We start from the raw sequence: 21,860 nt of genomic DNA on the forward strand, positions 1-21,860 counted from the left end.
TCAGCAGAGCTTGAGCTGTTGCAGCAGGGATTTCAGCTGCGCTTTGCGCGGCTCGTCCAGCGGTGAAGCGGGCGGCAGCACGTGCGTGGAGATCGGGCGACCGCAAAGTACAATCGCCTCTTTAATGACGTTCACGAACGGCGTATCCAGCTGATACAGCTGCGGGATTTGCAGCAAGGTCTGATGATACTCAGCCGCTTTCGCCACGTCCTTATCGCGCCAGGCTTTCAGAAGATTTACCGACACCTGCGGCGCAAAGTTGCCGCTCGCCGAAATCGCCCCGTCGCCGCCGAGCAGCAGGGTATTAAACAGATGATCGTCGTAGCCACACAGCACGGTGAAGTGTGGGTGGGCCGCTTTGACGGTGTGGATCATGCTGCGCAGATGGGCGACGGAGTCGATGGTGTCTTTAATGCCTACGATGTTGCTGCGCGAGTCGGCGAGGGTTTTCACCAGCGCTGGCGTGAGATCCTGCCCGGTCAGCGCCGGGAAGTTATAGAGCATCACCGGCAGCGTGACGCTGTCGGCCACCTGTTCGAAATAGCGAATCAGGTTCGCTTCCGAGACTTTCCAGTAGTAGGGGTTGATGACCACGATGCCGTCCGCGCCCGCCTGCTGCGCGTGCTGGCTCAGTTCAATGGTTTCCCGGGCGTTGGTGCCGCCGGTACCGATCAGTACCGGCACGCGACGATCGACATGATCGATAGCAAAGCGGGCAATGGTTTTACGCTCTTCGGCGTTGAGCTGGGAGAATTCGCCGCCGCTGCCGAGGAAGAACAGGCCATCAACGCCTGCGGCGATCAGATCGTCGATCAGCGCGGCGGTGCCCTGCTTATCGAGCTGGCCATCGGCGGTAAAAATGGTGGAGACAGGGGGAATGATTCCCGTAAACAACACAGGCTGCGGCATGAGATCTCCTTGCTGAATCATTTTGTTCTACATTATAGAACAGCGTTCATTAATTTAACGATCATACTATGACGCAGAAAAAGCGCAGGTAAATGGGAGATGAGGAGGGAGTGCGGGAAATTTAAGCTGGATCACAGATTGTCCCCCTCACCCCGGCCCTCTCCCCAAAGGGGCGAGGGAGAAAAGACGGCTCGGTGCAGTCCCCTCTCCCCTGTGGGGAGAGGGTTAGGGTGAGGGGTAAAGGGTTATTCAATCAGCATTTTCACCACGACTTTTCGCACCTTAGTAGGCGCCCCCACCGCGCACAGCGGCTTATGGACTTCGCCAGGCCAGAACACCACAAAATCCCCTTCGCTCAGCACCACGGTTTTCTCCTGCTCGCCTTCCGGCAGGAACGCGATGTCTTTGTCCGCCAGCCAGTCGGTATCCGGCGTACCGTGCGGCAGGGTGCTGAAGGTCATCCCTTCCTGACCCTTCATCACGATCTGGATGTCCAGATAGCGCGCATGAAACTCGGCGCGGCGTTCAGCAAACGGCTGAGTCATGTCTTCCGAGACCAGATAAAAGAGAGTGTTGCCATCGATATCATGCTTGCCGGGCGGCGTGGCGTCAGTGACGTGGCGCTTTATATAGTCAATGGCCTGGCGCAGTTCGTCAGGCAGCCAGGGCTGGAGATGGTGGATGTTGCCGATGATCATGAGAAAACCCTCAATGTAAAACAACGTTTCATTTTTGTCTTTTATACGAGAGTTCGCGCTGCCATACCAGCCCTTTTTCTGTGACCTTTGCGCGAGCGCATGTTTATCGGGAAAGGTGTTAATTCACTGTTAAACACACACAGGCAATTATGCAGCGGTTATGCATAACCTCATTTCGCGCGCGTGATAGCGCCAACATAACTTCCTGAATCGAAAGCGTAAATCACAAAACCTGCTGCCGTATCACATTTTATCACTTTAATAATTTCCTTTATAAACTCATAATTATTTATGGATTTTCCTTAAGTCAAAAATAGTTAACTGCCATTATTGCATAGCTATTCCCGCCACCATATTTTAACCATTAAAATCAATGATATAACTAAGGAAGGTGCGAATAAGTCACCAAACGCAAAAAAACGCCTATGTAAGTGATTGAATTTAATTGACTAAAAGTTTCATTTTCGTTGCGGAGGGTACTTATTCGCACCCTCCTTAGTGATTGGTCGCGGGGCGGTATTGATCGGCATGTCCGAACGCACGACGCCGCAGGGCGTGGAGTTCCTCGCCAACAGCCTGTTCAAACACCGCCAGGCCGAGCGCGTGATCGCCGTTGAGCTGCCAAAACACCGCTCCTGCATGCACCTCGACACCGTGATGACCCACATCGACGTGGACACTTTCTCCGTCTATCCGGAAGTCGTGCGCAAAGACGCCCAGTGCTGGACGCTCACCCCGGACGGGCGCGGCGGCCTGCAACGTACCCAGGAAACCGACCTGCTGCACGCCATCGAGAAAGCGCTCGGCATTAACCAGGTGCGCCTGATCACCACCGGCGGCGACGCCTTTGAAGCCGAACGCGAACAGTGGAACGACGCCAATAACGTTCTGACCATCCGTCCCGGCGTGGTGATTGGCTACGAGCGCAACGTCTGGACTAACGAGAAGTACGACAAAGCCGGCATCACCGTGCTGCCCATCCCGGGCGATGAGCTGGGCCGCGGCCGCGGCGGCGCACGCTGCATGAGCTGCCCACTGGAACGCGACGGAATTTAAAGGAGCCATCATGGAACGAAAACCCACTCTGGTTGTGGCCCTTGGCGGCAACGCGCTGCTGAAGCGCGGCGAGCCGCTGGAAGCAGAGATCCAGCGCCAGAACATTGAGCAGGCCGCCCGCACCATCGCCGGGCTCACGGCGCAGTGGCGCGTGGTGCTGGTTCACGGCAACGGTCCACAGGTCGGGCTGCTGGCGCTGCAGAACAGCGCCTACGACAAAGTGACCCCTTACCCACTGGACGTTCTTGGTGCCGAAAGCCAGGGGATGATCGGCTACATGCTCCAGCAGGCGCTGAAAAACAGCCTGCCGCAGCGTGAGGTGAGCGTCCTGCTCACGCAGGTGGAAGTGGACGCCGCCGACCCGGCGTTCAGCAACCCGACCAAATACATCGGCCCGGTGTACAGCGAAGCCCAGGCAAAAACGCTGGCCGCGGAAAAAGGCTGGGTGTTTAAGGCCGACGGCAGCTACTTCCGTCGCGTGGTGCCGTCACCGCAGCCGAAACGCATCGTCGAGAGCGACGCCATCACGGCGCTGATCCAGCGCGACCACCTGGTGATCTGCAACGGGGGCGGCGGCGTGCCGGTGGTGGAAAACGCCAACGGCTATCACGGCATTGAGGCGGTGATCGACAAAGACCTCTCCGCCGCCCTGCTGGCGCGCCAGATTGAGGCCGACGCCCTGCTGATCCTCACCGATGCCGACGCGGTGTACCTCGACTGGGGAAAACCGACCCAGCGCCCGCTGGCGCAGGTGACGCCAGAACTGCTCAGAGGCATGCAGTTTGACGCCGGATCGATGGGGCCGAAAGTGGCCGCCTGCCGCGAGTTTGTTGAAGCCTGCAACGGCATTGCCGGAATCGGCGCGCTGGCCGATGGGGCAGAGATTCTGGCGGGCGAGAAAGGCACGTTGATTCGTAACTGAACATACATTTAAAAAGGATTTCCCATATGACCATCAACCTGAAAAACCGCAACTTCCTGAAACTGCTGGACTACACCCCGGCGGAGATCCAGTACCTGATCGACCTCGCCATCGAGCTAAAAGCGGCCAAAAAAGCCGGACGCGAAAAGCAAACCCTGGTCGGCAAAAACATCGCCCTGATCTTTGAAAAAACCTCCACCCGCACCCGCTGCGCCTTCGAAGTGGGCGCGTTTGACCAGGGTGCGCAGGTGACCTACCTCGGCCCAAGCGGATCGCAGATCGGCCATAAAGAGTCGATGAAAGACACCGCCCGCGTGTTGGGGCGTATGTATGACGGTATCGAATACCGCGGCTACGGCCAGGCGATTGTTGAAGAGCTGGGTGAATACTCGGGCGTACCGGTGTGGAACGACCTGACCGACGAATTCCATCCGACGCAGATCCTCGCCGATCTGATGACCATGCTGGAGCACGCCCCGGGCAAAACCCTGCCGGAGCTGAGCTTTGCTTATCTCGGCGACGCACGCAACAACATGGGCAACTCCCTGATGGTCGGCGCGGCCAAAATGGGGATGGACATCCGCCTGGTGGCACCGAAATCCTTCTGGCCGGAAGCGGGTCTGGTTGAGCAGTGCCGTGCCATCGCGAAAGAAACGGGCGCGCGCATCACCCTGACCGACGACGTGGAAGAAGGCGTGCGCGGGACGGATTTCCTCTACACCGACGTGTGGGTCTCCATGGGCGAGCCGAAAGAGGCGTGGGCCGAACGCGTCAGCCTGATGAAGCCCTATCAAATCAACGCGGACGTCATGAAAGCCACCGGCAACCCGAACGTCAAGTTCATGCACTGCCTGCCGGCGTTTCACAACGAGCACACCAAAGTGGGCCGCGAAATCGAAATGGCCTATGGCCTGAAAGGGCTGGAGGTGACGGAAGAGGTCTTCGAATCCCCGAACTCTATCGTCTTTGATGAAGCAGAAAACCGCATGCATACCATTAAAGCGGTCATGGTGGCGACACTCGGCGACTAATCACCGCCCGGCGCGCCGCGGGGTGCGCCGGGTTTCAGGAGAACATCATGGGCAAGTTCAAATTTCCCTCCGCATACACCATTCTCTTTTTTCTGATTGCCGTCGTTGCCGTCCTGACGTGGATTGTTCCGGCCGGGCAGTATCACATGGCCATGAACGAGGCGCTCGGCAAGGACGTGCCGGTTGCCGGAACCTATGCGCACGTAGCGGCCCATCCGCAGGGACTGGTTTCCGTGCTGATGGCCCCGATTGCCGGGTTGTACGATCCCGAGTCCGGCCAGGCCGGGGCGATCGACGTTGCGCTGTTTATACTGATCATCGGGGGATTCCTCGGGATCGTCACTAAAACCGGGGCCATTGACGCCGGGATCGAACGCGTCACCACCCGGTTGCGCGGTCGTGAAGAGTGGATGATCCCGATCCTGATGGCGCTGTTTGCCGCAGGCGGCACCATTTACGGCATGGCCGAAGAGTCCCTGCCGTTCTATACGCTGCTGGTTCCGGTGATGCTGGCCGCCCGTTTCGACCCGGTGGTAGCCGCCTCCACCGTGCTGCTCGGCGCCGGGATCGGCACGCTTGGCTCCACCATTAACCCGTTCGCGACAGTGATCGCCGCCAACGCCGCCGGGATCCCCTTCACCAACGGTATCGCCCTGCGCGTGGCGCTGCTGGTCATCGGGTGGATCATCTGCGTGGCGTGGGTGATGCGCTATGCCCGTAAAGTGCGCAAGGATCCGTCTCTTTCCATCGTTGCGGACAAACAGGAGGAGAACCTCGCCCACTTCCTCGGCAACAAGGGCGAACAGTCGCTGGAATTCACCCCGGTGCGCAAAATCATCCTGGTGATTTTCGCCCTTGCCTTCGCGGTCATGATCTACGGCGTGGCGGTGCTCGGCTGGTGGATGGCGGAGATCTCAGCGGTATTTCTCGCCAGTGCAATAATCGTCGGCCTGATCGCCCGCATGAGCGAAGAGGAACTGACCTCAACCTTTATCAACGGCGCGCGAGATTTGCTGGGCGTCGCGCTGATTATCGGTATCGCGCGCGGTATCGTAGTGATCATGGATAAGGGCATGATTACCCACACCATTTTGCACAGCGCCGAGGGAATGGTTACCGGCTTATCGACGGTGGCGTTCATCAACGTGATGTACTGGCTGGAGGTGGTGCTGTCGTTTCTTGTGCCTTCTTCGTCCGGCCTGGCCGTTCTGACGATGCCGATCATGGCGCCTCTTGCCGATTTCGCTAACGTCAACCGCGACCTGGTAGTTACGGCTTACCAGTCGGCGTCCGGTATCGTTAACCTGATCACTCCCACCTCTGCCGTCGTAATGGGCGGGCTGGCTATCGCCCGCGTGCCTTACGTGCGCTATCTGAAATGGGTCGCGCCGCTGCTGGGGATTTTAACGGTGGTGATTATGGTGGCGTTAAGTCTGGGGGCGTTGTTGTAATTTGCCGGATGGCGCTGCGCTTATCCGGCCTGTGGATCGGTGCGGTGTCACCGGTTATTTCGGGAACTGATATGGGAACTATGATGGATTACGAAGAGTACTCTCCCAAAGAGCAACTACAGCTAACGGTCTGCCAGCGTCTGATCGCGGAAAAGGGCTATCTCTCTCAGGAGGAGATCCGCCGCGACTTACAGGAGCGGGGTTTTGAGACCATCAGCCAGTCCACCGTTTCACGTCTGCTCAAGTTGCTCGGTGTCATAAAAATTCGAAATGCCAAAGGGCTAAAGATTTATTCGCTGAATCCCCAGCTGCGCCCCGCTCCTGATGCCGCGCGCACCGTGTCCGAAATGGTGGTGAGCGTTGAGCACAATAGCGAATTTATCCTTATCCATACCGTTGCCGGATATGGCCGCGCGGTGGCGCGTATCCTGGATTATCACCAGTTACCGGAAATTTTAGGCGTGGTGGCCGGAAGCAGTATCGTCTGGGTCGCCCCTCGGGTGGTGAAGCGCACCGCGCTGGTGCATAAACAAATTAATTATTTACTCAGAACGCATTAATATTCACAAAGAACCGTTTGCATTGAGTAAAGCGTGCATTAAATCGCTTGATCCGCAAAGCGAGCTGCGTATAATGCCCGACAATTTGCCGGGAGGAAGCATGGTCAAGCGTGTACGACATAACGTCTTACCGCGTCTGAAATCAGACGCTGGCCTGCCGTTTTTCTTCCCGTTGCTTAATCTATTCCCAGAGCCCCTCATTTGAGGGGCTTTTTTTTGCCCGGCGTCAGGAGATAAACATGAATCCGCTTTATCAAAAACACATCATTTCCATAAACGACCTCAGCCGCGAAGAGCTGGAACTGGTTCTGGAAACCGCGGCAAAACTGAAGGCCAATCCGCAACCGGAGCTGCTGAAGCACAAGGTGATTGCGAGCTGCTTCTTTGAAGCCTCGACCCGCACCCGCCTCTCCTTTGAAACCTCCATGCACCGCCTGGGCGCGAGCGTGGTGGGCTTCTCAGACAGCAGCAACACGTCGCTGGGTAAAAAAGGCGAGACCCTGGCGGATACCATTTCAGTGATCAGCACCTACGTAGACGCGATTGTGATGCGCCACCCGCAGGAGGGCGCGGCGCGCCTGGCGACCGAGTTTTCCGGCGGCATCCCGGTACTGAACGCCGGGGACGGTGCTAACCAGCACCCGACGCAGACCCTGCTGGATCTGTTCACCATTCAGGAGACGCAGGGCACGCTGGAGAACCTGAACATCGCCATGGTCGGCGACCTGAAATATGGCCGCACAGTCCACTCCCTGACCCAGGCGCTGGCGAAATTTAACGGCAACCGCTTCTTCTTCATCGCCCCAGACGCGCTGGCGATGCCGCAGTACATTCTCGATATGCTGGACGAAAAAGGCATTGCGTGGAGCCTGCACGCCAGCATCGAAGAGGTGATGAGCCACGTGGATATTCTCTACATGACCCGCGTGCAGAAAGAGCGTCTGGATCCTTCCGAGTACGCCAACGTGAAGGCGCAGTTTGTGCTGCGCGCCAGCGACCTCGACGGCGCGCGCGACAACATGAAGGTGCTGCACCCACTGCCGCGCATCGATGAGATCACCACTGACGTGGATAAAACGCCGCACGCCTGGTATTTCCAGCAGGCCGGGAACGGTATCTTCGCCCGCCAGGCGTTACTGGCACTGGTTCTGAATCGCGATTTAGCTCTGTAAGGGGAGACGACCATGACACACGATAACAAACTCCAGGTTGAAGCCATCAAACGTGGCACCGTGATTGACCACATCCCTGCGCAGGTGGGATTTAAGCTGCTGACGCTGTTCAAACTGACCGAGACCGATCAGCGCATCACCATTGGCCTGAACCTGCCGTCGGGCGAGATGGGCCGCAAGGACTTGATCAAAATCGAGAATACCTTCCTGACCGACGAGCAGGTCAACCAGCTGTCGCTGTACGCACCGGATGCCACCGTCAACCGCATCGACGAGTATGAAGTGGTCGGCAAATCCCATCCTGGCCTGCCGGATCGCATTGAGAGCGTGCTGGTCTGTCCGAACAGCAACTGCATCAGTCATGCTGAGCCGGTTTCATCCAGTTTTGCAGTGAAAAAACGCGCTGATGACATCGCACTCAAATGCAAATACTGCGAAAAAGAGTTTTCTCATTATGTGGTGCTGGCCAACTAATTGAGGTTGGTAAAGGATCCCGGCCTCCCTATAATGGCCGGGAACATTTAATCAGCTGTTATTCTGGAGAAATCATGACCAAAGTACTCGCGACGGAAAATGCACCCGCGGCTATCGGCCCGTACGTTCAGGGCGTTGATCTGGGCAGCATGATCATCACCTCGGGCCAGATCCCGGTGAACCCAAAAACCGGTGAAGTGCCAGCCGACGTAGCGGCACAGGCGCGTCAGTCGCTGGAAAACGTGCAGGCTATCGTTGAATCTGCCGGTCTGAAAGTGGGCGACATCGTGAAAACGACCGTGTTCGTGAAAGATCTGAATGATTTCGCGACCGTTAACGCCACTTACGAAGCATTCTTTACCGAACACAATGCGACCTTCCCGGCGCGCTCCTGCGTTGAAGTGGCGCGTCTGCCAAAAGACGTGAAAATTGAAATCGAAGCGATCGCCGTGCGCCGCTAATCAATTTCAGGCAAATCAGGGCAGCTTCGGCTGCCTTTTTTTATTTGGCTATTTTTACCTTCGTAATACGATGACGACGCGGTCCGGGAATAAATACACTCGCACACCTTTATAAATTCCCGCTTCGGACAAAAATGAAAATCTCCAGAATTGCGTTGGCTATGGCCACTCTTACGGTAGCCTCTTCTGCGCTGGCATACGGCTATATCGAATCCCCTGCCAGCCGCGCTTATATGTGTAAACAGGGACAAAACATTGACTGCGGTCTGGTGGAATATGAACCCCAGAGCGTAGAACGTGCCTCCGGTTTCCCGTCAGGGAGCCTGCCGCCGGATGGCGAACTCGCCAGCGCCGGGATTGCCAACTACTCGCAGCTTGATAAGCAAAGCCAGAATGCCTGGACCAAAACGCCGATGACCGCCGGGGTACATCAGTTTGTCTGGCACCCCACCGCGCCGCACAAAACCACCAACTGGCGCTATTACATCACCAAACAAAACTGGAATCCGAATAAGCCGCTGACCCGCGACCAGTTCGACTTAACGCCGTTTTGTACGGTAAACGGCAACGGCCAGGCGCCCGCAATGACCCAGTCGATGAACTGTAACGTGCCGGAACGTACCGGTTATCAGGTGATTTACGGCGTGTGGGAAATTGCCGATACGCCCAACAGTTTCTATCAGGCCATCGACGTGGACTTCGGTAACGGCGGCAACGTCACGCCGGATGAAACCCCGGCCGCCGCCTCCGTGTGGAGCAAAACGCTGAGCGGCCAGATTGCAGGTAACAACCTCAACGTGGGCGATAAAGTGATTGCTCGCTTCTTCGATGCCAACGGCGAAATTGCCTCCATGGCGACCGAGCTGACTATCGCCTCGGCTCAACAGGGAGATGCCAACCAGTGGGCCTACGATCTGGCGCAAAAAATTAACAGCGCTCATCACGACGTGCGCGTCGGCGTGAAGGATGAAAGCGGAGAAGTTAGCCCGGTTCACGGCGCAAACAGCGTCTTCGTAAAAGAAGACAGTACGCTGAAGTCAGTGGCTATCTCTTATGAAGAGCAAAAAGCGGTGGTTAATGAATCCATTGCCGTGACTGACCTGCATTACAGCAAAGTGACTCACGGTGCCGCGACGGTGACATTCCACGTCAATACGCAGGGTGACGTGAACCTTGAAGCACACGTATTGAACCATCCCGGAGCGGAAAAAGGTTATCTGAAGCAGGATATGAATAACAGCAACCAGGATGTGACCATGAACCTGACAAACGTCACGCCAGGGCACCACATGCTGAAATACTACGCTACCAATAAAGCCGGCACCCTGTTCGCGCAGGACGTGCTGGATATGATGCTCGAAGGTGAAGCAACCTCCGGCGATACCGGTAAATCTGATTTTATCTTCCCGGATAACCTTGCCTCTTATAAGGCGGGCACCGTGGTGTTGCAGCCCAAAGACGGTAAGACCTACGAGTGCAAGCCATTCCCGTACAGTGGGTACTGCAAGCAGTACAGTTCGACCTCTACCCAGTTCGAGCCCGGCGTGGGTTCAGACTGGAAAGAGGCGTGGATGTTGAAGAACTGAGTTGCCTTTACGCCCGGAGGCACTTCGTTTGCCGGGCCTACACGTCACGTAGGCCCGGTAAGCGTAGCGCCACCGGGCGCTTATGTTACTGGTTTCGCGTCGCCCTGAGCAGCGTCTCCAGCGGATACACCGCAGCAATCACCACTTCGTCCTGCACCTTCGCCGCGTTATCCAGCTCGCGTTGAATCGAGGCGATCTCTTTGTCATCCAGCGTGCCCTGTCGCGCCACCAGATCCGTCAGCCTCAGGCCAATTGCGGCAAGCTTATCCACCTCCAGGATCACCGGTTTAATCGCCTTCAGCTGATAGCTGTTTTCGCTCAGCGCCAGCGCGTCGCTGGTGTTGCTCTGCCAGCGATTAAAGACGTGGCGCAGCGCGTCGGCGCTTTCCGTGTCTTCCGCATCGCTCACAAGACGGTCCGCCCATTTGTTCATCTGACGCACGGTGATGCTTTCCGCATTCAGCGCATCCGTGAGGCGGTTAAGCGGCTCAAACTGGTGATAGTTTCCCGCCTGGAACTTGAGGTGCTGACGGGTGTAATACTGGGCCGGTTCAAGCGCCTGCGCGAGGATTTGCAGCGGCAACGTGTCGGCATTATTCGCGAGCCGCGTGAATTGCACCTGCTGCTGGGTATGCTGCTGCAGGCCAACCGACACCGTCGTCCAGCTGTCCATCGCCTGCAGGCGGGTATACATGTTGTCGACATCATTGACGTCCTGCGCGGACCATAACCGCTCCGCCACCGCAAACGTCCGAGGCCACAGGCGGATATCCAGCACCGGCGCGACCACGTTTTCCGCCCACAGCGCGGCTTCTCCGCCGAGCAAATTAGCCTGATTCGCCACGTCCGGCACTACCGGTGGGATCCCTTTCGGCACCTCGTCCAGACGGGTACCGCTAATCGGATAGCGGGTATTGCCCACCAGGAAGTAACCGGTGAGCTTGTCGTTATCGACCGAGACGACCGGGCGCGTTTCGCCCATCCAGGTGTCAACGGTAAACGTCACCTGATTGTCGTCGCGCCATGCAATATCCTGCACCGCACGGCGGGATTTCCCGGCAAAATCAATAAAACCGCGCCAGCCGGCGTCCCCTTTCACCAGGGTAAAACTCCCCTCGACCGGCTTGCCTTTCAGACGCGGCATGGAGAAGGCCCAGCTCTGGGCGCTGTCGGTGTCTGCTATCACGTCCACGCCATTCAGCCCCTGGGGAACGATTTCATTGCGGTAGTGATAGGCGGTGGACTGGGGTTGATCGAGGTAGAAACCGGTCGAAAGAATACCCTTGTAGCCGGTTTGCGCCACCTTACCCAGCGCGTCCTGCCCCTGCCAGGACTGGATCAGAATGCTTTTCGGTAAGTCAGGATGATAGATCTCATCCCAGCCGACCATCTGCCGATGATGTTTCTCGAGGATCGTCTCCAGCTTGCGGTTGAAATAGGCCTGCAGCGCGTGGCTGTCCGCCAGCGTGTGGTCGCGCATGAACGTCTGGATCGCGGCGTTCGCTTTCCACTGGCTGTCGTCCACCTCATCCCCGCCGATGTGCAGATACGGATCCGGGAAGATCGCCGCCAGTTCGCTGACCATCGCGTCAGCAAAGGCGTATGTGGCCTCTTTGGTCGGATCAAGCACCGGCTTCAGCACGCCCCAGTTGCGCTCCATTTTGTAGGGCCCCGGCGCGCTCATCAGCTCCGGGTAGGCCACAGCAATCGCCGAGGCGTGGCCCGGCATGTCGATCTCCGGCACCACGCGGATGCCGCGCTCGGTGGCATAGCGAACAATCTCGCGCATCTGCTCAGGGGTATAGAACAGCCCGTCGCTGGCAAGCTGCGTCAGCTTCGGGTAACGCTTCGAGCTGAAGCGCCAGCCCTGATCGTCGGTTAAGTGCCAGTGCAGGACGTTAAGCTTTGCGGCCGCCATGCCGTCAATCTGGCGTTTGATATCCACGATGGGAATGAAATGGCGCGCCGAGTCGAGCAGCAGCCCTCGCCACGGGAAGCGCGGCGCGTCTTCAATGGTCACCCACGGCAGCGACGTGTTTTCCGCGCCGTTTTGCACCAGCTGAAGCAGCGTTTCCATCGCCCGCAGCGCGCCGAAGCGGGTGTTGGCGGAGATGTTCACACCGTTGGCATCCACCGTGAGCGTATAGCTTTCATCGCTGTCCGGCAGCGGCTGCGGCTTCACCTTTTTGGCGATGGCGATGCGAATGGTCGGTTTGTCCGGTAGCTCAGCCTGCGGCTGTAGCGTCCAGCCGGTTTGCAGGGCGATACGCTGACGCAGGCGGTTGACCGCGTCGCCGAGATCGTCGCCGCTGACGGTCACGGAAAGTTGGCTGGTGAGCACCAGTGCGCCCTGCGTGGTCGGGCGTTCCACCTTCTCAGGCCAGGGCATTAACGGGAGATCCCCTGCCGGGGCGGCAAAGGCAGAGGCGCCGAGCAGCAGCCCGGCGGTTAAGAGACTGTACCGTAACATGAATGTTCCTTATCTGACGGGCCAAATAAAGGCAAAACATTCTGTTAACATGCGTACAAATTGTCGTCAAGCGAATGCGCCGACGGCGATCACAGGTTGTTGAATTTGGGAAGAAAGCTATTGCCCGGTGGCGCTGCGCTTACCGGGCCTACGTGACGGGAGTAGGCCGGGTAAGGCGAAGCCGCCACCCGGCAAAAAATCACTGCCATCCATACCGACGCGCATAAAACCCTTTCACCATCTGCGTCAGCACCATGTAGCCCGCGAGGATCGCCACCAGCCACGGGAAGTAGCTCAGCGGCAGCGCCTGAAGCTGCAGGTAACTTGCCAGCGGCGAGAACGGCAGCGCGATGCCGAGCGCCATCACAATGCCCGTCATCACAATCAGCGGCCATGCGGCACGGCTCTGGATGAACGGAATGCGGCGCGTGCGGATCATATGCACAATCAGCGTTTGCGACAGCAGACCCACCACGAACCAGCCGGACTGGAACAAGGTCTGATGTTCCGGCGTGTTGGCATGGAACACAAACCACATCAGGCAGAAGGTCAGGATGTCGAAGATGGAGCTGATCGGCCCAAAGAACAGCATAAAGCGCCCCAGATCGGACGGGTTCCAGCGCTGCGGCTTCTGGATCTGCTCGTCGTCGACGTTATCAAACGGGATCGCTACCTGGGACACGTCGTACATCAGGTTCTGGATCAGCAGGTGCAGCGGCAGCATCGGCAGGAACGGCAGAAACGCGCTGGCCACCAGGACGCTGAACACGTTACCGAAGTTGGAGCTGGCGGTCATTTTGATGTACTTGAGCATGTTGGCAAAGGTGCGACGCCCTTCGATAACGCCCTCCTCCAGCACCATCAGGCTTTTTTCCAGCAGGATAATATCCGCCGCTTCGCGGGCGATATCCACCGCGCCGTCCACGGAGATGCCAATATCCGCGGCACGCAGGGCAGGCGCATCGTTGATGCCGTCACCCATAAAGCCCACAACGTGCCCTTCACGACGCAGCAGGGTAACAATGCGCTCTTTGTGCATCGGTGTCAGGCGGGCAAACAGCGTGGTGTGCTGCGCCAGTTTCGCCAGCTCGTCGTCGGACAGGTGCTCAATGTCGCTGCCCACGACCACATCGCCCGCATCCAGCCCTACTTCGTGACACACTTTCGCGGCCACCAGCTCGCTGTCGCCGGTGAGGATTTTAACGGTGATACCGCTCGCCTTCAGCGCTTTTAGCGCAGGCGCGGTGGTCTCTTTCGGCGGATCGAGGAATGCGATGTAACCCTCGAGGATCAAATCGGATTCGTCGATACGCTGATAGTCCCCCTCGCGCGCGGGCAGAAACTTGCTCGCCACCGCCACCACGCGCAGCCCCTGACGGTTCAGGTTGTCGGTAACGCGCTTGATGCGGCGCAGCATGGTGTCGTCCAGCGGCACGATCTCACCGTTATGGCGCACCTGCGTCGACACATTCAGGATCTCCTGCAGCGCGCCTTTGCAGATCAGCTGGTGCACGTCCGGCTGCTCGCTCACCACCACCGACATGCGGCGGCGTTCAAAATCGAACGGGATCTCATCCACCTTCTGCCAGCGACCGGAGAGCGTGCGGGCGGCTTCCTCATCGACCCCTTCCAGCACCGCCACGTCGAGCAGGTTCTTCAGCCCGGTCTGGTAATGGCTGTTCAGCCACGCGCTGTGCAGCACGCGTTCGCTGGTTTTACCGGCGATATCGGTGTGGTTCTCCAGCACAATTTTATCCTGCGTCAGAGTGCCGGTTTTGTCGGTGCAGAGAATGTCCATCGCGCCAAAGTTCTGGATAGCGTCGAGGTGCTTGACGATCACTTTCTGTTTCGAGAGCTTCACCGCCCCACGCGCCAGCGTGGAGGTGACAATCATCGGCAGCATTTCCGGCGTTAAACCAACGCCCACGGAGAGGGCAAACAGCGCCGCCTCCCACCAGTCGCCTTTGGTGTAACCGTTGATCAACAGCACAATCGGCGTCATCACCATCATAAAGCGGATCAGCAGCATGCTGACGCGGCCAATCCCTTTCTGGAAGGCATTCGGCTCGCTCTCCTGCTCGCTGACGCGTCCGGCAAGCTGACCAAACCAGGTGTTGCCCCCGGTCGCGGTGACAATCGCCTGCGCCGTACCGCTGACGACCGTGGTTCCCATAAAGCACAGGGTGTCGCACTCAAGCGGGTTCATCTGCTGCGGATCACGGCTGCGCGCCACCTTTTCAACGGGCAGGGATTCCCCGGTCAGGGAGGCCTGGGCGACAAACAGATCCCGCGCCTGAATGATGCGTAAATCCGCCGGGATCATGTCCCCCGCGGCCAGCTTCACCAGGTCACCCGGCACCAGCTGGTCAATGGGCAGCTCCACCCAGGCGTTTTCGCCGAGGTCGTTAATCACGCGCGAGACGGTCGCGGTGTTGCTGACCATCGCTTTCAGGGCGTCCGCCGCTTTGGTGGACCGGGCTTCCTGAATAAAGTTCAGCAGCGTGGAAATCCCCACCATCAGAGCAATCACCCCAGCGGCAAAGAGATCTTCCGTCGCGTAGGAGATGATGCCGAGCACGGTCAGCAGCAGGTTGAAGGGGTTGCGGTAGCAGAGCCACAGGTGCACCCACCACGGAGACGGTTTTTGCGCCGGAATGTGGTTATCGCCGTGCACGGCGCGGATTTTGTCCACTTCCGTCGCGTTCAGCCCTTCCGGGTGGCCGCCAAAGGCGCGCCAGACTTCGTTCTCATCCATTGCCGCCACGTTCAGGCAGCGTTCGGTCAGGGAAGCGGGAATCGCTGCACCCGCGATGTTTTTAGCATTGGGCAGCGGGTCGCGCTGAATAAGACGATGTGGCAGGTGGCGGCTCAGCAGGGCCTGCAGCTGCCGGGTGATATTTTTAAACATAGTCATTCCTCCGCATCCGCAACGGCGGACGCAGCATTCCCTTCAGGCGTGGCAAAGCCGTACCTGTCAGGCACTCAATTTTTCAAGCAGGAACGTTTGGGACGTTGCTGCCTCACATCACCGGTGAGACAGCAAAAGCTGGCTTACCGGAAAGAACGTGTTCTCCCGTTCAGGAGAGGTGTGGGATCGGGATCCATGGAGCCTCCGGTAAGTAAAAACAGGGTGTCGCCGCGCAGTATAAGGATTTAAGCGTACCCTTTGTGACGATTCGGGCGGTATTATACCCCCCTGCAAATAAACCGAACGTAAACCAGACTTTGCCCATAGCGAAATCGCGCTATAGCATTAGGCTCAATTGATCATTTTGTCGTTGTTACAGGGAAAACAGCATGCAGAACCGCCTTACCATTAAAGACATCGCGCGTTTAAGCGGCGTGGGGAAATCGACAGTCTCACGGGTGCTGAATAACGAAAGCGGTGTCAGCGAACGCACACGCGAGCGCGTCGAGGCGGTGATGAATCAGCACGGCTTTTCCCCTTCCCGCTCCGCGCGCGCTATGCGCGGGCAGAGTGACAAAGTGGTCGCGATTATTGTCTCTCGTCTGGATTCGCTCTCGGAGAACCTTGCCGTGCAGACCATGCTGCCCGCCTTTTACGAGCAGGGATATGACCCCATCATGATGGAGAGCCAGTTCTCGCCGCAGCTGGTTGAAGAGCATCTGGGCATGCTCCAGCGACGCAACATTGACGGCGTGGTGCTGTTCGGCTTTACCGGCATTAAAGACGAGATGCTAAAACCCTGGCAGCCCTCACTGGTCATGATGGCGCGCGACGCCCACGGTTTTGCCTCTGTCTGTTATGACGACGAGGGGGCGATTATCACCCTGATGCAGCGTCTGTACGATAAAGGCCATCGCCATATCAGCTTCCTCGGCGTACCCCACACCGACGTCACCACCGGCAAGCGTCGCCATGAGGCCTATCTGGCGTTTTGCAAAAAGCACAACCTCCCGGCCGTCGCCTCCCTGCCGGGTCTGGGCATGAAGCAAGGCTATGAGCAGGTTGCCAGTGTCCTGACCCCGCAGACAACCGCGCTGGTGTGCGCCACGGATACGCTGGCGCTGGGAGCCAGCAAATACCTCCAGGAGCAGCGCATCGACAGCCTGCAGGTGGCGAGCGTCGGCAGCACGCCGCTGATGAAGTTTCTGCACCCGGAGATCATCACCGTCGATCCAGGTTATGCCGAGTCCGGCAGACAGGCCGCCGCGCAGCTGATCGAGCAGATCAACGGGCGGAGCGAGCCGCGGCAGATCGTGATTCCCGCTCATCTTTCATAGCCCCCCTGAAGCGTTTATTGTGATCTTCGCCCGATTTCGGGAACGTTCCCATTTTCGCCGTCACGCTGAAAGAGTAGGCTTGCGCTCAGGTCATTACACCCCTCACCATCTGTCATGAGGTTTCATGATGAGTAAAGTCAAACAAGCAGATATTGATCAGCTGATCGTCCTGGTCGGCGGCCGCGAAAACATCGCAACCGTTAGCCATTGCATTACCCGCCTGCGCTTCGTGCTGAACGATCCGGCAAAAGCGAACCCGAAGGCCATTGAAGAACTCAAAATGGTTAAAGGCTGCTTCACCAACGCCGGGCAGTTCCAGGTGGTCATTGGTACCGAAGTGGGCGATTACTATCAGGCTCTGCTGGCAACCACCGGGCACAGCTCGGCGGATAAAGAGCAGGCCAAGAAGGCTGCACGCCAGAATATGAAGTGGCACGAGCAGCTGATTTCCCACTTCGCGGAGATCTTCTTCCCGCTGCTGCCGGCGCTGATTAGCGGCGGCTTAATTCTTGGTTTCCGTAACGTCATCGGTGATGTGCCGATGAGCGACGGCAAAACGCTGGCGCAGATGTATCCGGCGCTGAAAACCGTTTACGACTTCCTGTGGCTGATTGGTGAAGCGATCTTCTTCTACCTGCCGGTCGGGATTTGCTGGTCCGCAGTGCGCAAAATGGGCGGTACGCCAATTCTCGGTATCGTGCTGGGCGTCACGCTGGTCTCTCCGCAGTTAATGAACGCTTACTTACTTGGTCAGCAGGTGCCTGAAGTGTGGAACTTCGGTCTGTTCACCATCGCCAAAGTGGGCTATCAGGCGCAGGTTATCCCAGCCCTGCTGGCGGGGCTGATGCTGGGCTTTATTGAGACACGCCTGAAGCGCATCGTACCGGATTATCTTTATCTGGTGGTCGTTCCGGTCTGCTCGCTGATTCTGGCCGTCTTCCTGGCACATGCGTTTATCGGTCCGTTTGGCCGCATGATCGGCGACGGCGTGGCCTTCGCGGTGCGCCACCTGATGACCGGCAGCTTCGCACCGATTGGCGCCGCGCTGTTTGGCTTCCTGTACGCCCCGCTGGTGATCACCGGTGTACACCAGACCACGCTGGCCATTGATATGCAGATGATCCAGAGCCTCGGCGGCACGCCGGTCTGGCCGATTATCGCCCTGTCTAACATTGCGCAGGCGTCTGCGGTGACCGGCATCATCATCGTCAGCCGTAAGCACAACGAGCGCGAGATCTCCGTTCCGGCCGCGATCTCAGCCTACCTCGGCGTCACCGAACCGGCGATGTACGGTATCAACCTGAAATACCGCTTCCCGATGCTCTGCGCGATGATCGGTTCCGGTCTGGCAGGCCTGGTGTGTGGTCTGAACGGCGTGATGGCGAACGGGATTGGCGTGGGCGGTCTGCCGGGCATTCTCTCCATCCAGCCCGCTTACTGGCAGGTGTTTGCCCTGGCAATGGCGATTGCGATTATCGTCCCAATGGCGCTCACCACCGTGGTTTATCAGCGTAAGTTCCGTCAGGGCGCGCTGCAGATTGTTTAACTTCATCTTTCGGGGCGCAGTTGCGCCCCTTCGCATTTGCAGGAACGCATTATGAATACCCTTCCTCACTGGTGGCAGAACGGCGTCATCTATCAGATCTATCCAAAGAGTTTTCAGGACACGACCGGCAGTGGCACCGGCGATTTACGCGGCGTGACCGCGCGGCTGGACTACCTGAAAACCCTCGGCATTGACGCCATCTGGCTGACGCCGTTTTATATCTCGCCGCAGGTGGATAACGGCTATGACGTGGCGAATTACATCGCCATCGACCCGGCGTACGGTACGCTGGATGATTTTGACGAACTGGTCGCCGGGGCGCATCAACGCGGTATTCGCATCGTGCTGGATATGGTGTTCAACCACACGTCAACCCAGCACGCCTGGTTCCGGGAATCACTGAATAAGGAAAGCCCGTACCGCCAGTTCTACATCTGGCGCGACGGTACGCCGGAGCAACTGCCTAACAACTGGCGCTCCAAGTTTGGCGGCAACGCCTGGCGCTGGCACGCCGAGAGCGAGCAGTATTACCTGCACCTCTTCGCGCCGGAGCAGGCGGATCTCAACTGGGAAAACCCGGAGGTGCGCGCCGAGCTGAAAAAGGTATGCGAGTTCTGGGCCGATCGCGGCGTGGACGGCTTACGTCTGGACGTCATTAACCTGATTTCAAAAGATCAGGATTTCCCGAATGACGAAACGGGCGACGGTCGCCGCTTCTACACGGACGGGCCGCGCATCCACGAATATCTTCAGGAGATGAGCCGCGACGTCTTTACCCCGCGCAACCTGATGACGGTGGGCGAAATGTCCTCGACCTCGCTGGAGAATTGCCAGCAGTATGCCTCGCTCGACGGGCGCGAGCTGTCGATGACCTTTAACTTCCATCACCTGAAGGTGGATTACCCGGGCGGTGAAAAATGGACGAAGGCGAAACCGGACTTTGTCGCGCTGAAAACCCTCTTCCGCCACTGGCAGCAGGGGATGCACAACAAAGCCTGGAACGCGCTGTTCTGGTGTAACCACGATCAGCCGCGCATCGTTTCACGCTTTGGCGACGAAGGGGAACACCGCGTAGCCGCAGCGAAAATGCTGGGCATGGTGCTGCACGGTATGCAGGGCACGCCGTACATTTATCAGGGCGAGGAGCTGGGGATGACCAACCCGCACTTCAGCCGCATCACCGATTATCGCGATGTGGAAAGCCTGAATATGTTCGCCGAAATGCGGGCAAACGGTCGCGATCCTGAGGAACTGCTGGCGATTCTGGCAAGCAAATCCCGCGATAACGGCCGCACGCCAATGCAGTGGGACGCCTCGCACAATGCGGGCTTTAGCGAGGGCGAGCCGTGGATTGGCGTCTGCGATAACTACGAAACCGTGAACGCCCGCGCGGCGCTGGACGACCAGGACTCGGTGTTTTACACCTACCAGTCGCTGATTCGCCTGCGCAAAACGCTGCCGCTGCTCACGTGGGGCGACTACGAGGATCTGCTCCCGGACCATCCTTCCCTGTGGTGTTATCGCCGTCAGTGGCAGGGGCAGACGCTGAGGGTGGTGGCGAACCTGAGCCGCGAGCGTCAGCAGTGGCAACCGGAGCCGGTACAGGGCGCATGGCGGGTCGCACTCAGCAACTATGATGATGTCCCCACCCGTCCCGACACGCTGCTCTTGCGCCCGTTTGAAGCTATCTGGTGGGTGCAGGAATAACTATCAGGAGATACAGCATGCTGTATCTCTTTTTTTTATGTTTAGCGATACGCTAAATGTACGACGATAACTTTTACATCGTGGCGTGCCGAAAATAAAAATAGCCCTGCCAATCAAATAACCTCGGCAGGACATTATGAAAAAGAGAATTATTAAAGCAACGTGTATTAGCGCACTATTATTAAGCACACAGGGATGGTGCGGAAATACATCCGTCGACCTTCGTTTTGGTCACAACACAAACTCAGACGTCAATGATTCCCGTATTAAGGTCATGCATCAGGCGGAGAATGGTTTTTACTTCTCCGTTGAAGCCGCACAAAACCACAATGATACCTTTTTTGGCGATACCGACCGATATAACCCAGACGAAAAAGGCTTAACGGAGGCGGCACAAGAGATTGAAACACGCTGGCGCTTCGATCTTGGAAACGGCTTTGCCGTAGCGCCGGGTATGGTGACGGTTTTCACCGCCAGCAATACCCATTACCGCCCCTTCATTCAGGGCTGGAAAGCGTTCGATAACGGTCTGAATCTCGCCGCCCGTTATCGCTATAACACCGTCAATGACGCGCACAGCGACAAAGAACTCGACGGCAGCGGGTATACCCGCCGCCAGTCACACCAGTTCGACATCTGGTTCGCGTATAACATTGGCAAATTCGGGATGTCCTACAACCCACGCTTCCGCTGGCAGGATGGTGTCGATCAGGGAACCGGGGATGATACCTACTGGGAACATACCGTCGCCTTCAACTACAAGCTCGACGATGGCTGGACGCCTTACGTCGAACTGGTTTCACTGGATAAAACCTATATCAACGATGACGGCAACCATGAAAATGATTATGCCGTCCGTCTGGGGATAGTGAAGCAGCTCTGACGACCTGACTACACCGTATCGTGCTGCAGCAGCCTGCAGCCGATACGGTCTACCGCACTTAACAGTTCCAGCTGCCCTTCCCGCTGATATAACGATACCGCGTTGATATCAATCAACAACGGCCAGCATAGAGAAGAGAGCGCGGCCAGCGTAGACCCCTCGCGCGTGATCGCAATAATCTTTAATCCTTTGCGCAGCGCGTTACGCGCCATTTCAATTAACGACTGCGTCTCTCCGGATTTACTGATCAACACCAGCGTTCCCTTCGATACCCGCGTCAGCTGGTGCATATCGTTGAGAATAAGGTGCGGCAGGCTCGCCAGAGATAAAAAACGCGACAGGTAGTTGAGGCTGGTGAGTGATGCGCCCCGTGCATAGAGAAAAATATGGCTGGAATGGGTCAGCAACCTGGACATCTCCACCACAATCTCCTCCGCCTGCGGCCCCACGTCAGGGTTTACAGGCGCAGGGGTAAAATGATCGCGTAAAAAACGATACCGAAGCTCTGTATAGCTCTTATAGCCCATTTTCTTACACACGCGATTAACGGAGGTTGTCGTGGTAAAAGTATCACGGGCAATCTCTTTTGCCGATATAGTAGAAATATGAGTAGCGTGATGCTGAATGTATTCAAATATCAAACGCTCACTTCCCTGAAATGAATTCATATATTACACCCTGTTTAATCC

The 21,860-nt window shown here is 57.5% G+C and carries 18 protein-coding genes and 2 pseudogenes; 14 read left to right on the top strand and 6 right to left on the bottom strand.

Features of this window, described 5'->3' with window-relative positions; translation table 11 throughout:
* The gene (gene yagE, locus ACOTXR_RS09545; RefSeq protein WP_014882314.1) at positions 1 to 909 is read right to left on the bottom strand and encodes a 2-keto-3-deoxygluconate aldolase; all 909 of its coding nucleotides are present in this window, start codon (positions 907 to 909) and stop codon (positions 1 to 3) included.
* Positions 910 to 1,154: 245 nt separating this feature from the next.
* A complete protein-coding gene (locus ACOTXR_RS09550; protein WP_058690295.1) occupies positions 1,155 to 1,607 on the bottom strand; it encodes a YhcH/YjgK/YiaL family protein in 453 nt (150 codons plus the stop codon).
* A gap of 495 nt (positions 1,608 to 2,102) precedes the next feature.
* On the opposite strand from ACOTXR_RS09550, the pseudogene ACOTXR_RS09555 reads away from it, so the two are divergent.
* From ACOTXR_RS09555 to ACOTXR_RS09575, 5 genes and pseudogenes are all read left to right on the top strand, one after another.
* Positions 2,103 to 2,663, top strand: a pseudogene (locus tag ACOTXR_RS09555) (arginine deiminase family protein); the annotation flags it as partial.
* Positions 2,664 to 2,673: 10 nt separating this feature from the next.
* A complete protein-coding gene (gene arcC / locus ACOTXR_RS09560) occupies positions 2,674 to 3,585 on the top strand; it encodes a carbamate kinase (RefSeq protein WP_032637623.1) in 912 nt (303 codons plus the stop codon).
* Positions 3,586 to 3,611: 26 nt separating this feature from the next.
* Complete coding sequence (argF, locus tag ACOTXR_RS09565) at positions 3,612 to 4,616, top strand: ornithine carbamoyltransferase (RefSeq protein ID WP_421767024.1); 1,005 nt, start codon at positions 3,612 to 3,614, stop codon at positions 4,614 to 4,616.
* A gap of 47 nt (positions 4,617 to 4,663) precedes the next feature.
* Entirely contained in the window at positions 4,664 to 6,067 is a 1,404-nt protein-coding gene (locus tag ACOTXR_RS09570; protein ID WP_045134401.1) for a YfcC family protein, read from the top strand.
* Between the two features lie 80 nt (positions 6,068 to 6,147).
* Complete coding sequence (locus tag ACOTXR_RS09575; RefSeq protein ID WP_014882308.1) at positions 6,148 to 6,627, top strand: arginine repressor; 480 nt, start codon at positions 6,148 to 6,150, stop codon at positions 6,625 to 6,627.
* Positions 6,628 to 6,630: 3 nt separating this feature from the next.
* On the opposite strand, the pseudogene ACOTXR_RS09580 reads toward ACOTXR_RS09575, so the two are convergent.
* A pseudogene (locus tag ACOTXR_RS09580) lies at positions 6,631 to 6,748 on the bottom strand (hypothetical protein).
* Between ACOTXR_RS09580 and ACOTXR_RS09585 the strand changes: the two are divergent.
* The 5 genes from ACOTXR_RS09585 (at position 6,728) to gbpA (ending at position 10,320) form a co-directional block, all read left to right on the top strand.
* Positions 6,728 to 6,832: a pyrBI operon leader peptide gene (locus ACOTXR_RS09585; RefSeq protein WP_022646880.1), complete on the top strand. Its 105-nt coding sequence runs from the start codon at positions 6,728 to 6,730 to the stop codon at positions 6,830 to 6,832. The pseudogene ACOTXR_RS09580 and the gene ACOTXR_RS09585 overlap by 21 nt on opposite strands.
* Positions 6,833 to 6,866: 34 nt before the next feature.
* Positions 6,867 to 7,799: an aspartate carbamoyltransferase gene (pyrB, locus tag ACOTXR_RS09590; protein WP_014882307.1), complete on the top strand. Its 933-nt coding sequence runs from the start codon at positions 6,867 to 6,869 to the stop codon at positions 7,797 to 7,799.
* A gap of 12 nt (positions 7,800 to 7,811) precedes the next feature.
* The gene (pyrI, locus tag ACOTXR_RS09595) at positions 7,812 to 8,273 is read left to right on the top strand and encodes an aspartate carbamoyltransferase regulatory subunit (protein ID WP_014882306.1); all 462 of its coding nucleotides are present in this window, start codon (positions 7,812 to 7,814) and stop codon (positions 8,271 to 8,273) included.
* Positions 8,274 to 8,347: 74 nt separating this feature from the next.
* Positions 8,348 to 8,734, top strand: a complete 387-nt coding sequence (ridA, locus tag ACOTXR_RS09600; RefSeq protein WP_014882305.1) for a 2-iminobutanoate/2-iminopropanoate deaminase — start codon at positions 8,348 to 8,350, stop codon at positions 8,732 to 8,734.
* A gap of 134 nt (positions 8,735 to 8,868) precedes the next feature.
* A complete protein-coding gene (gene gbpA / locus ACOTXR_RS09605) occupies positions 8,869 to 10,320 on the top strand; it encodes an N-acetylglucosamine-binding protein GbpA (protein ID WP_421767025.1) in 1,452 nt (483 codons plus the stop codon).
* Positions 10,321 to 10,405: 85 nt separating this feature from the next.
* Here the strand turns inward: gbpA and ACOTXR_RS09610 are convergent, their stop codons facing one another.
* The gene (locus tag ACOTXR_RS09610) at positions 10,406 to 12,790 is read right to left on the bottom strand and encodes a beta-N-acetylhexosaminidase (protein WP_058690298.1); all 2,385 of its coding nucleotides are present in this window, start codon (positions 12,788 to 12,790) and stop codon (positions 10,406 to 10,408) included.
* Positions 12,791 to 12,989: 199 nt separating this feature from the next.
* Positions 12,990 to 15,698 carry a magnesium-translocating P-type ATPase gene (gene mgtA, locus ACOTXR_RS09615; protein WP_200923804.1) on the bottom strand — a complete coding sequence of 903 codons (2,709 nt, stop codon included), beginning with the start codon at positions 15,696 to 15,698 and terminating at the stop codon, positions 12,990 to 12,992.
* A 389-nt stretch (positions 15,699 to 16,087) separates the two neighbouring features.
* Here mgtA and treR point away from each other — a divergent pair, with 389 nt between their 5' ends.
* The 4 genes from treR to ACOTXR_RS09635 all read left to right on the top strand — a co-directional run bounded on the left by treR (position 16,088) and on the right by ACOTXR_RS09635 (position 21,171).
* Positions 16,088 to 17,035 (top strand): trehalose operon repressor TreR, encoded by a 948-nt coding sequence (treR, locus tag ACOTXR_RS09620; RefSeq protein ID WP_014882301.1) that lies wholly within the window; start codon positions 16,088 to 16,090, stop codon positions 17,033 to 17,035.
* A gap of 127 nt (positions 17,036 to 17,162) precedes the next feature.
* Positions 17,163 to 18,581, top strand: a complete 1,419-nt coding sequence (gene treB / locus ACOTXR_RS09625) for a PTS trehalose transporter subunit IIBC (RefSeq protein WP_014882300.1) — start codon at positions 17,163 to 17,165, stop codon at positions 18,579 to 18,581.
* A 51-nt stretch (positions 18,582 to 18,632) separates the two neighbouring features.
* Entirely contained in the window at positions 18,633 to 20,288 is a 1,656-nt protein-coding gene (gene treC, locus ACOTXR_RS09630; protein WP_032637631.1) for an alpha,alpha-phosphotrehalase, read from the top strand.
* Between the two features lie 136 nt (positions 20,289 to 20,424).
* Entirely contained in the window at positions 20,425 to 21,171 is a 747-nt protein-coding gene (locus ACOTXR_RS09635; RefSeq protein ID WP_023331894.1) for an oligogalacturonate-specific porin KdgM family protein, read from the top strand.
* Between the two features lie 8 nt (positions 21,172 to 21,179).
* Here the strand turns inward: ACOTXR_RS09635 and ACOTXR_RS09640 are convergent, their stop codons facing one another.
* Positions 21,180 to 21,839 carry a MurR/RpiR family transcriptional regulator gene (locus ACOTXR_RS09640; RefSeq protein ID WP_014882297.1) on the bottom strand — a complete coding sequence of 220 codons (660 nt, stop codon included), beginning with the start codon at positions 21,837 to 21,839 and terminating at the stop codon, positions 21,180 to 21,182.
* Between the last annotated feature and the right edge of the window lie 21 nt (positions 21,840 to 21,860).

It is taken from the genome of Enterobacter cloacae complex sp. IR53030, from assembly GCF_049238365.1.
Classification (GTDB): Bacteria; Pseudomonadota; Gammaproteobacteria; order Enterobacterales; family Enterobacteriaceae; genus Enterobacter; species Enterobacter kobei.

Coding starts and splice junctions, on each gene's coding strand:
- yagE (WP_014882314.1), bottom strand. CDS start 909: ATGCCGCAGCCTGTGTTGTTTACGGGAATCATTCCCCCTGTCTCCACC.
- ACOTXR_RS09550 (WP_058690295.1), bottom strand. CDS start 1,607: ATGATCATCGGCAACATCCACCATCTCCAGCCCTGGCTGCCTGACGAA.
- arcC (WP_032637623.1), top strand. CDS start 2,674: ATGGAACGAAAACCCACTCTGGTTGTGGCCCTTGGCGGCAACGCGCTG.
- argF (WP_421767024.1), top strand. CDS start 3,612: ATGACCATCAACCTGAAAAACCGCAACTTCCTGAAACTGCTGGACTAC.
- ACOTXR_RS09570 (WP_045134401.1), top strand. CDS start 4,664: ATGGGCAAGTTCAAATTTCCCTCCGCATACACCATTCTCTTTTTTCTG.
- ACOTXR_RS09575 (WP_014882308.1), top strand. CDS start 6,148: ATGATGGATTACGAAGAGTACTCTCCCAAAGAGCAACTACAGCTAACG.
- ACOTXR_RS09585 (WP_022646880.1), top strand. CDS start 6,728: ATGGTCAAGCGTGTACGACATAACGTCTTACCGCGTCTGAAATCAGAC.
- pyrB (WP_014882307.1), top strand. CDS start 6,867: ATGAATCCGCTTTATCAAAAACACATCATTTCCATAAACGACCTCAGC.
- pyrI (WP_014882306.1), top strand. CDS start 7,812: ATGACACACGATAACAAACTCCAGGTTGAAGCCATCAAACGTGGCACC.
- ridA (WP_014882305.1), top strand. CDS start 8,348: ATGACCAAAGTACTCGCGACGGAAAATGCACCCGCGGCTATCGGCCCG.
- gbpA (WP_421767025.1), top strand. CDS start 8,869: ATGAAAATCTCCAGAATTGCGTTGGCTATGGCCACTCTTACGGTAGCC.
- ACOTXR_RS09610 (WP_058690298.1), bottom strand. CDS start 12,790: ATGTTACGGTACAGTCTCTTAACCGCCGGGCTGCTGCTCGGCGCCTCT.
- mgtA (WP_200923804.1), bottom strand. CDS start 15,698: ATGTTTAAAAATATCACCCGGCAGCTGCAGGCCCTGCTGAGCCGCCAC.
- treR (WP_014882301.1), top strand. CDS start 16,088: ATGCAGAACCGCCTTACCATTAAAGACATCGCGCGTTTAAGCGGCGTG.
- treB (WP_014882300.1), top strand. CDS start 17,163: ATGAGTAAAGTCAAACAAGCAGATATTGATCAGCTGATCGTCCTGGTC.
- treC (WP_032637631.1), top strand. CDS start 18,633: ATGAATACCCTTCCTCACTGGTGGCAGAACGGCGTCATCTATCAGATC.
- ACOTXR_RS09635 (WP_023331894.1), top strand. CDS start 20,425: ATGAAAAAGAGAATTATTAAAGCAACGTGTATTAGCGCACTATTATTA.
- ACOTXR_RS09640 (WP_014882297.1), bottom strand. CDS start 21,839: ATGAATTCATTTCAGGGAAGTGAGCGTTTGATATTTGAATACATTCAG.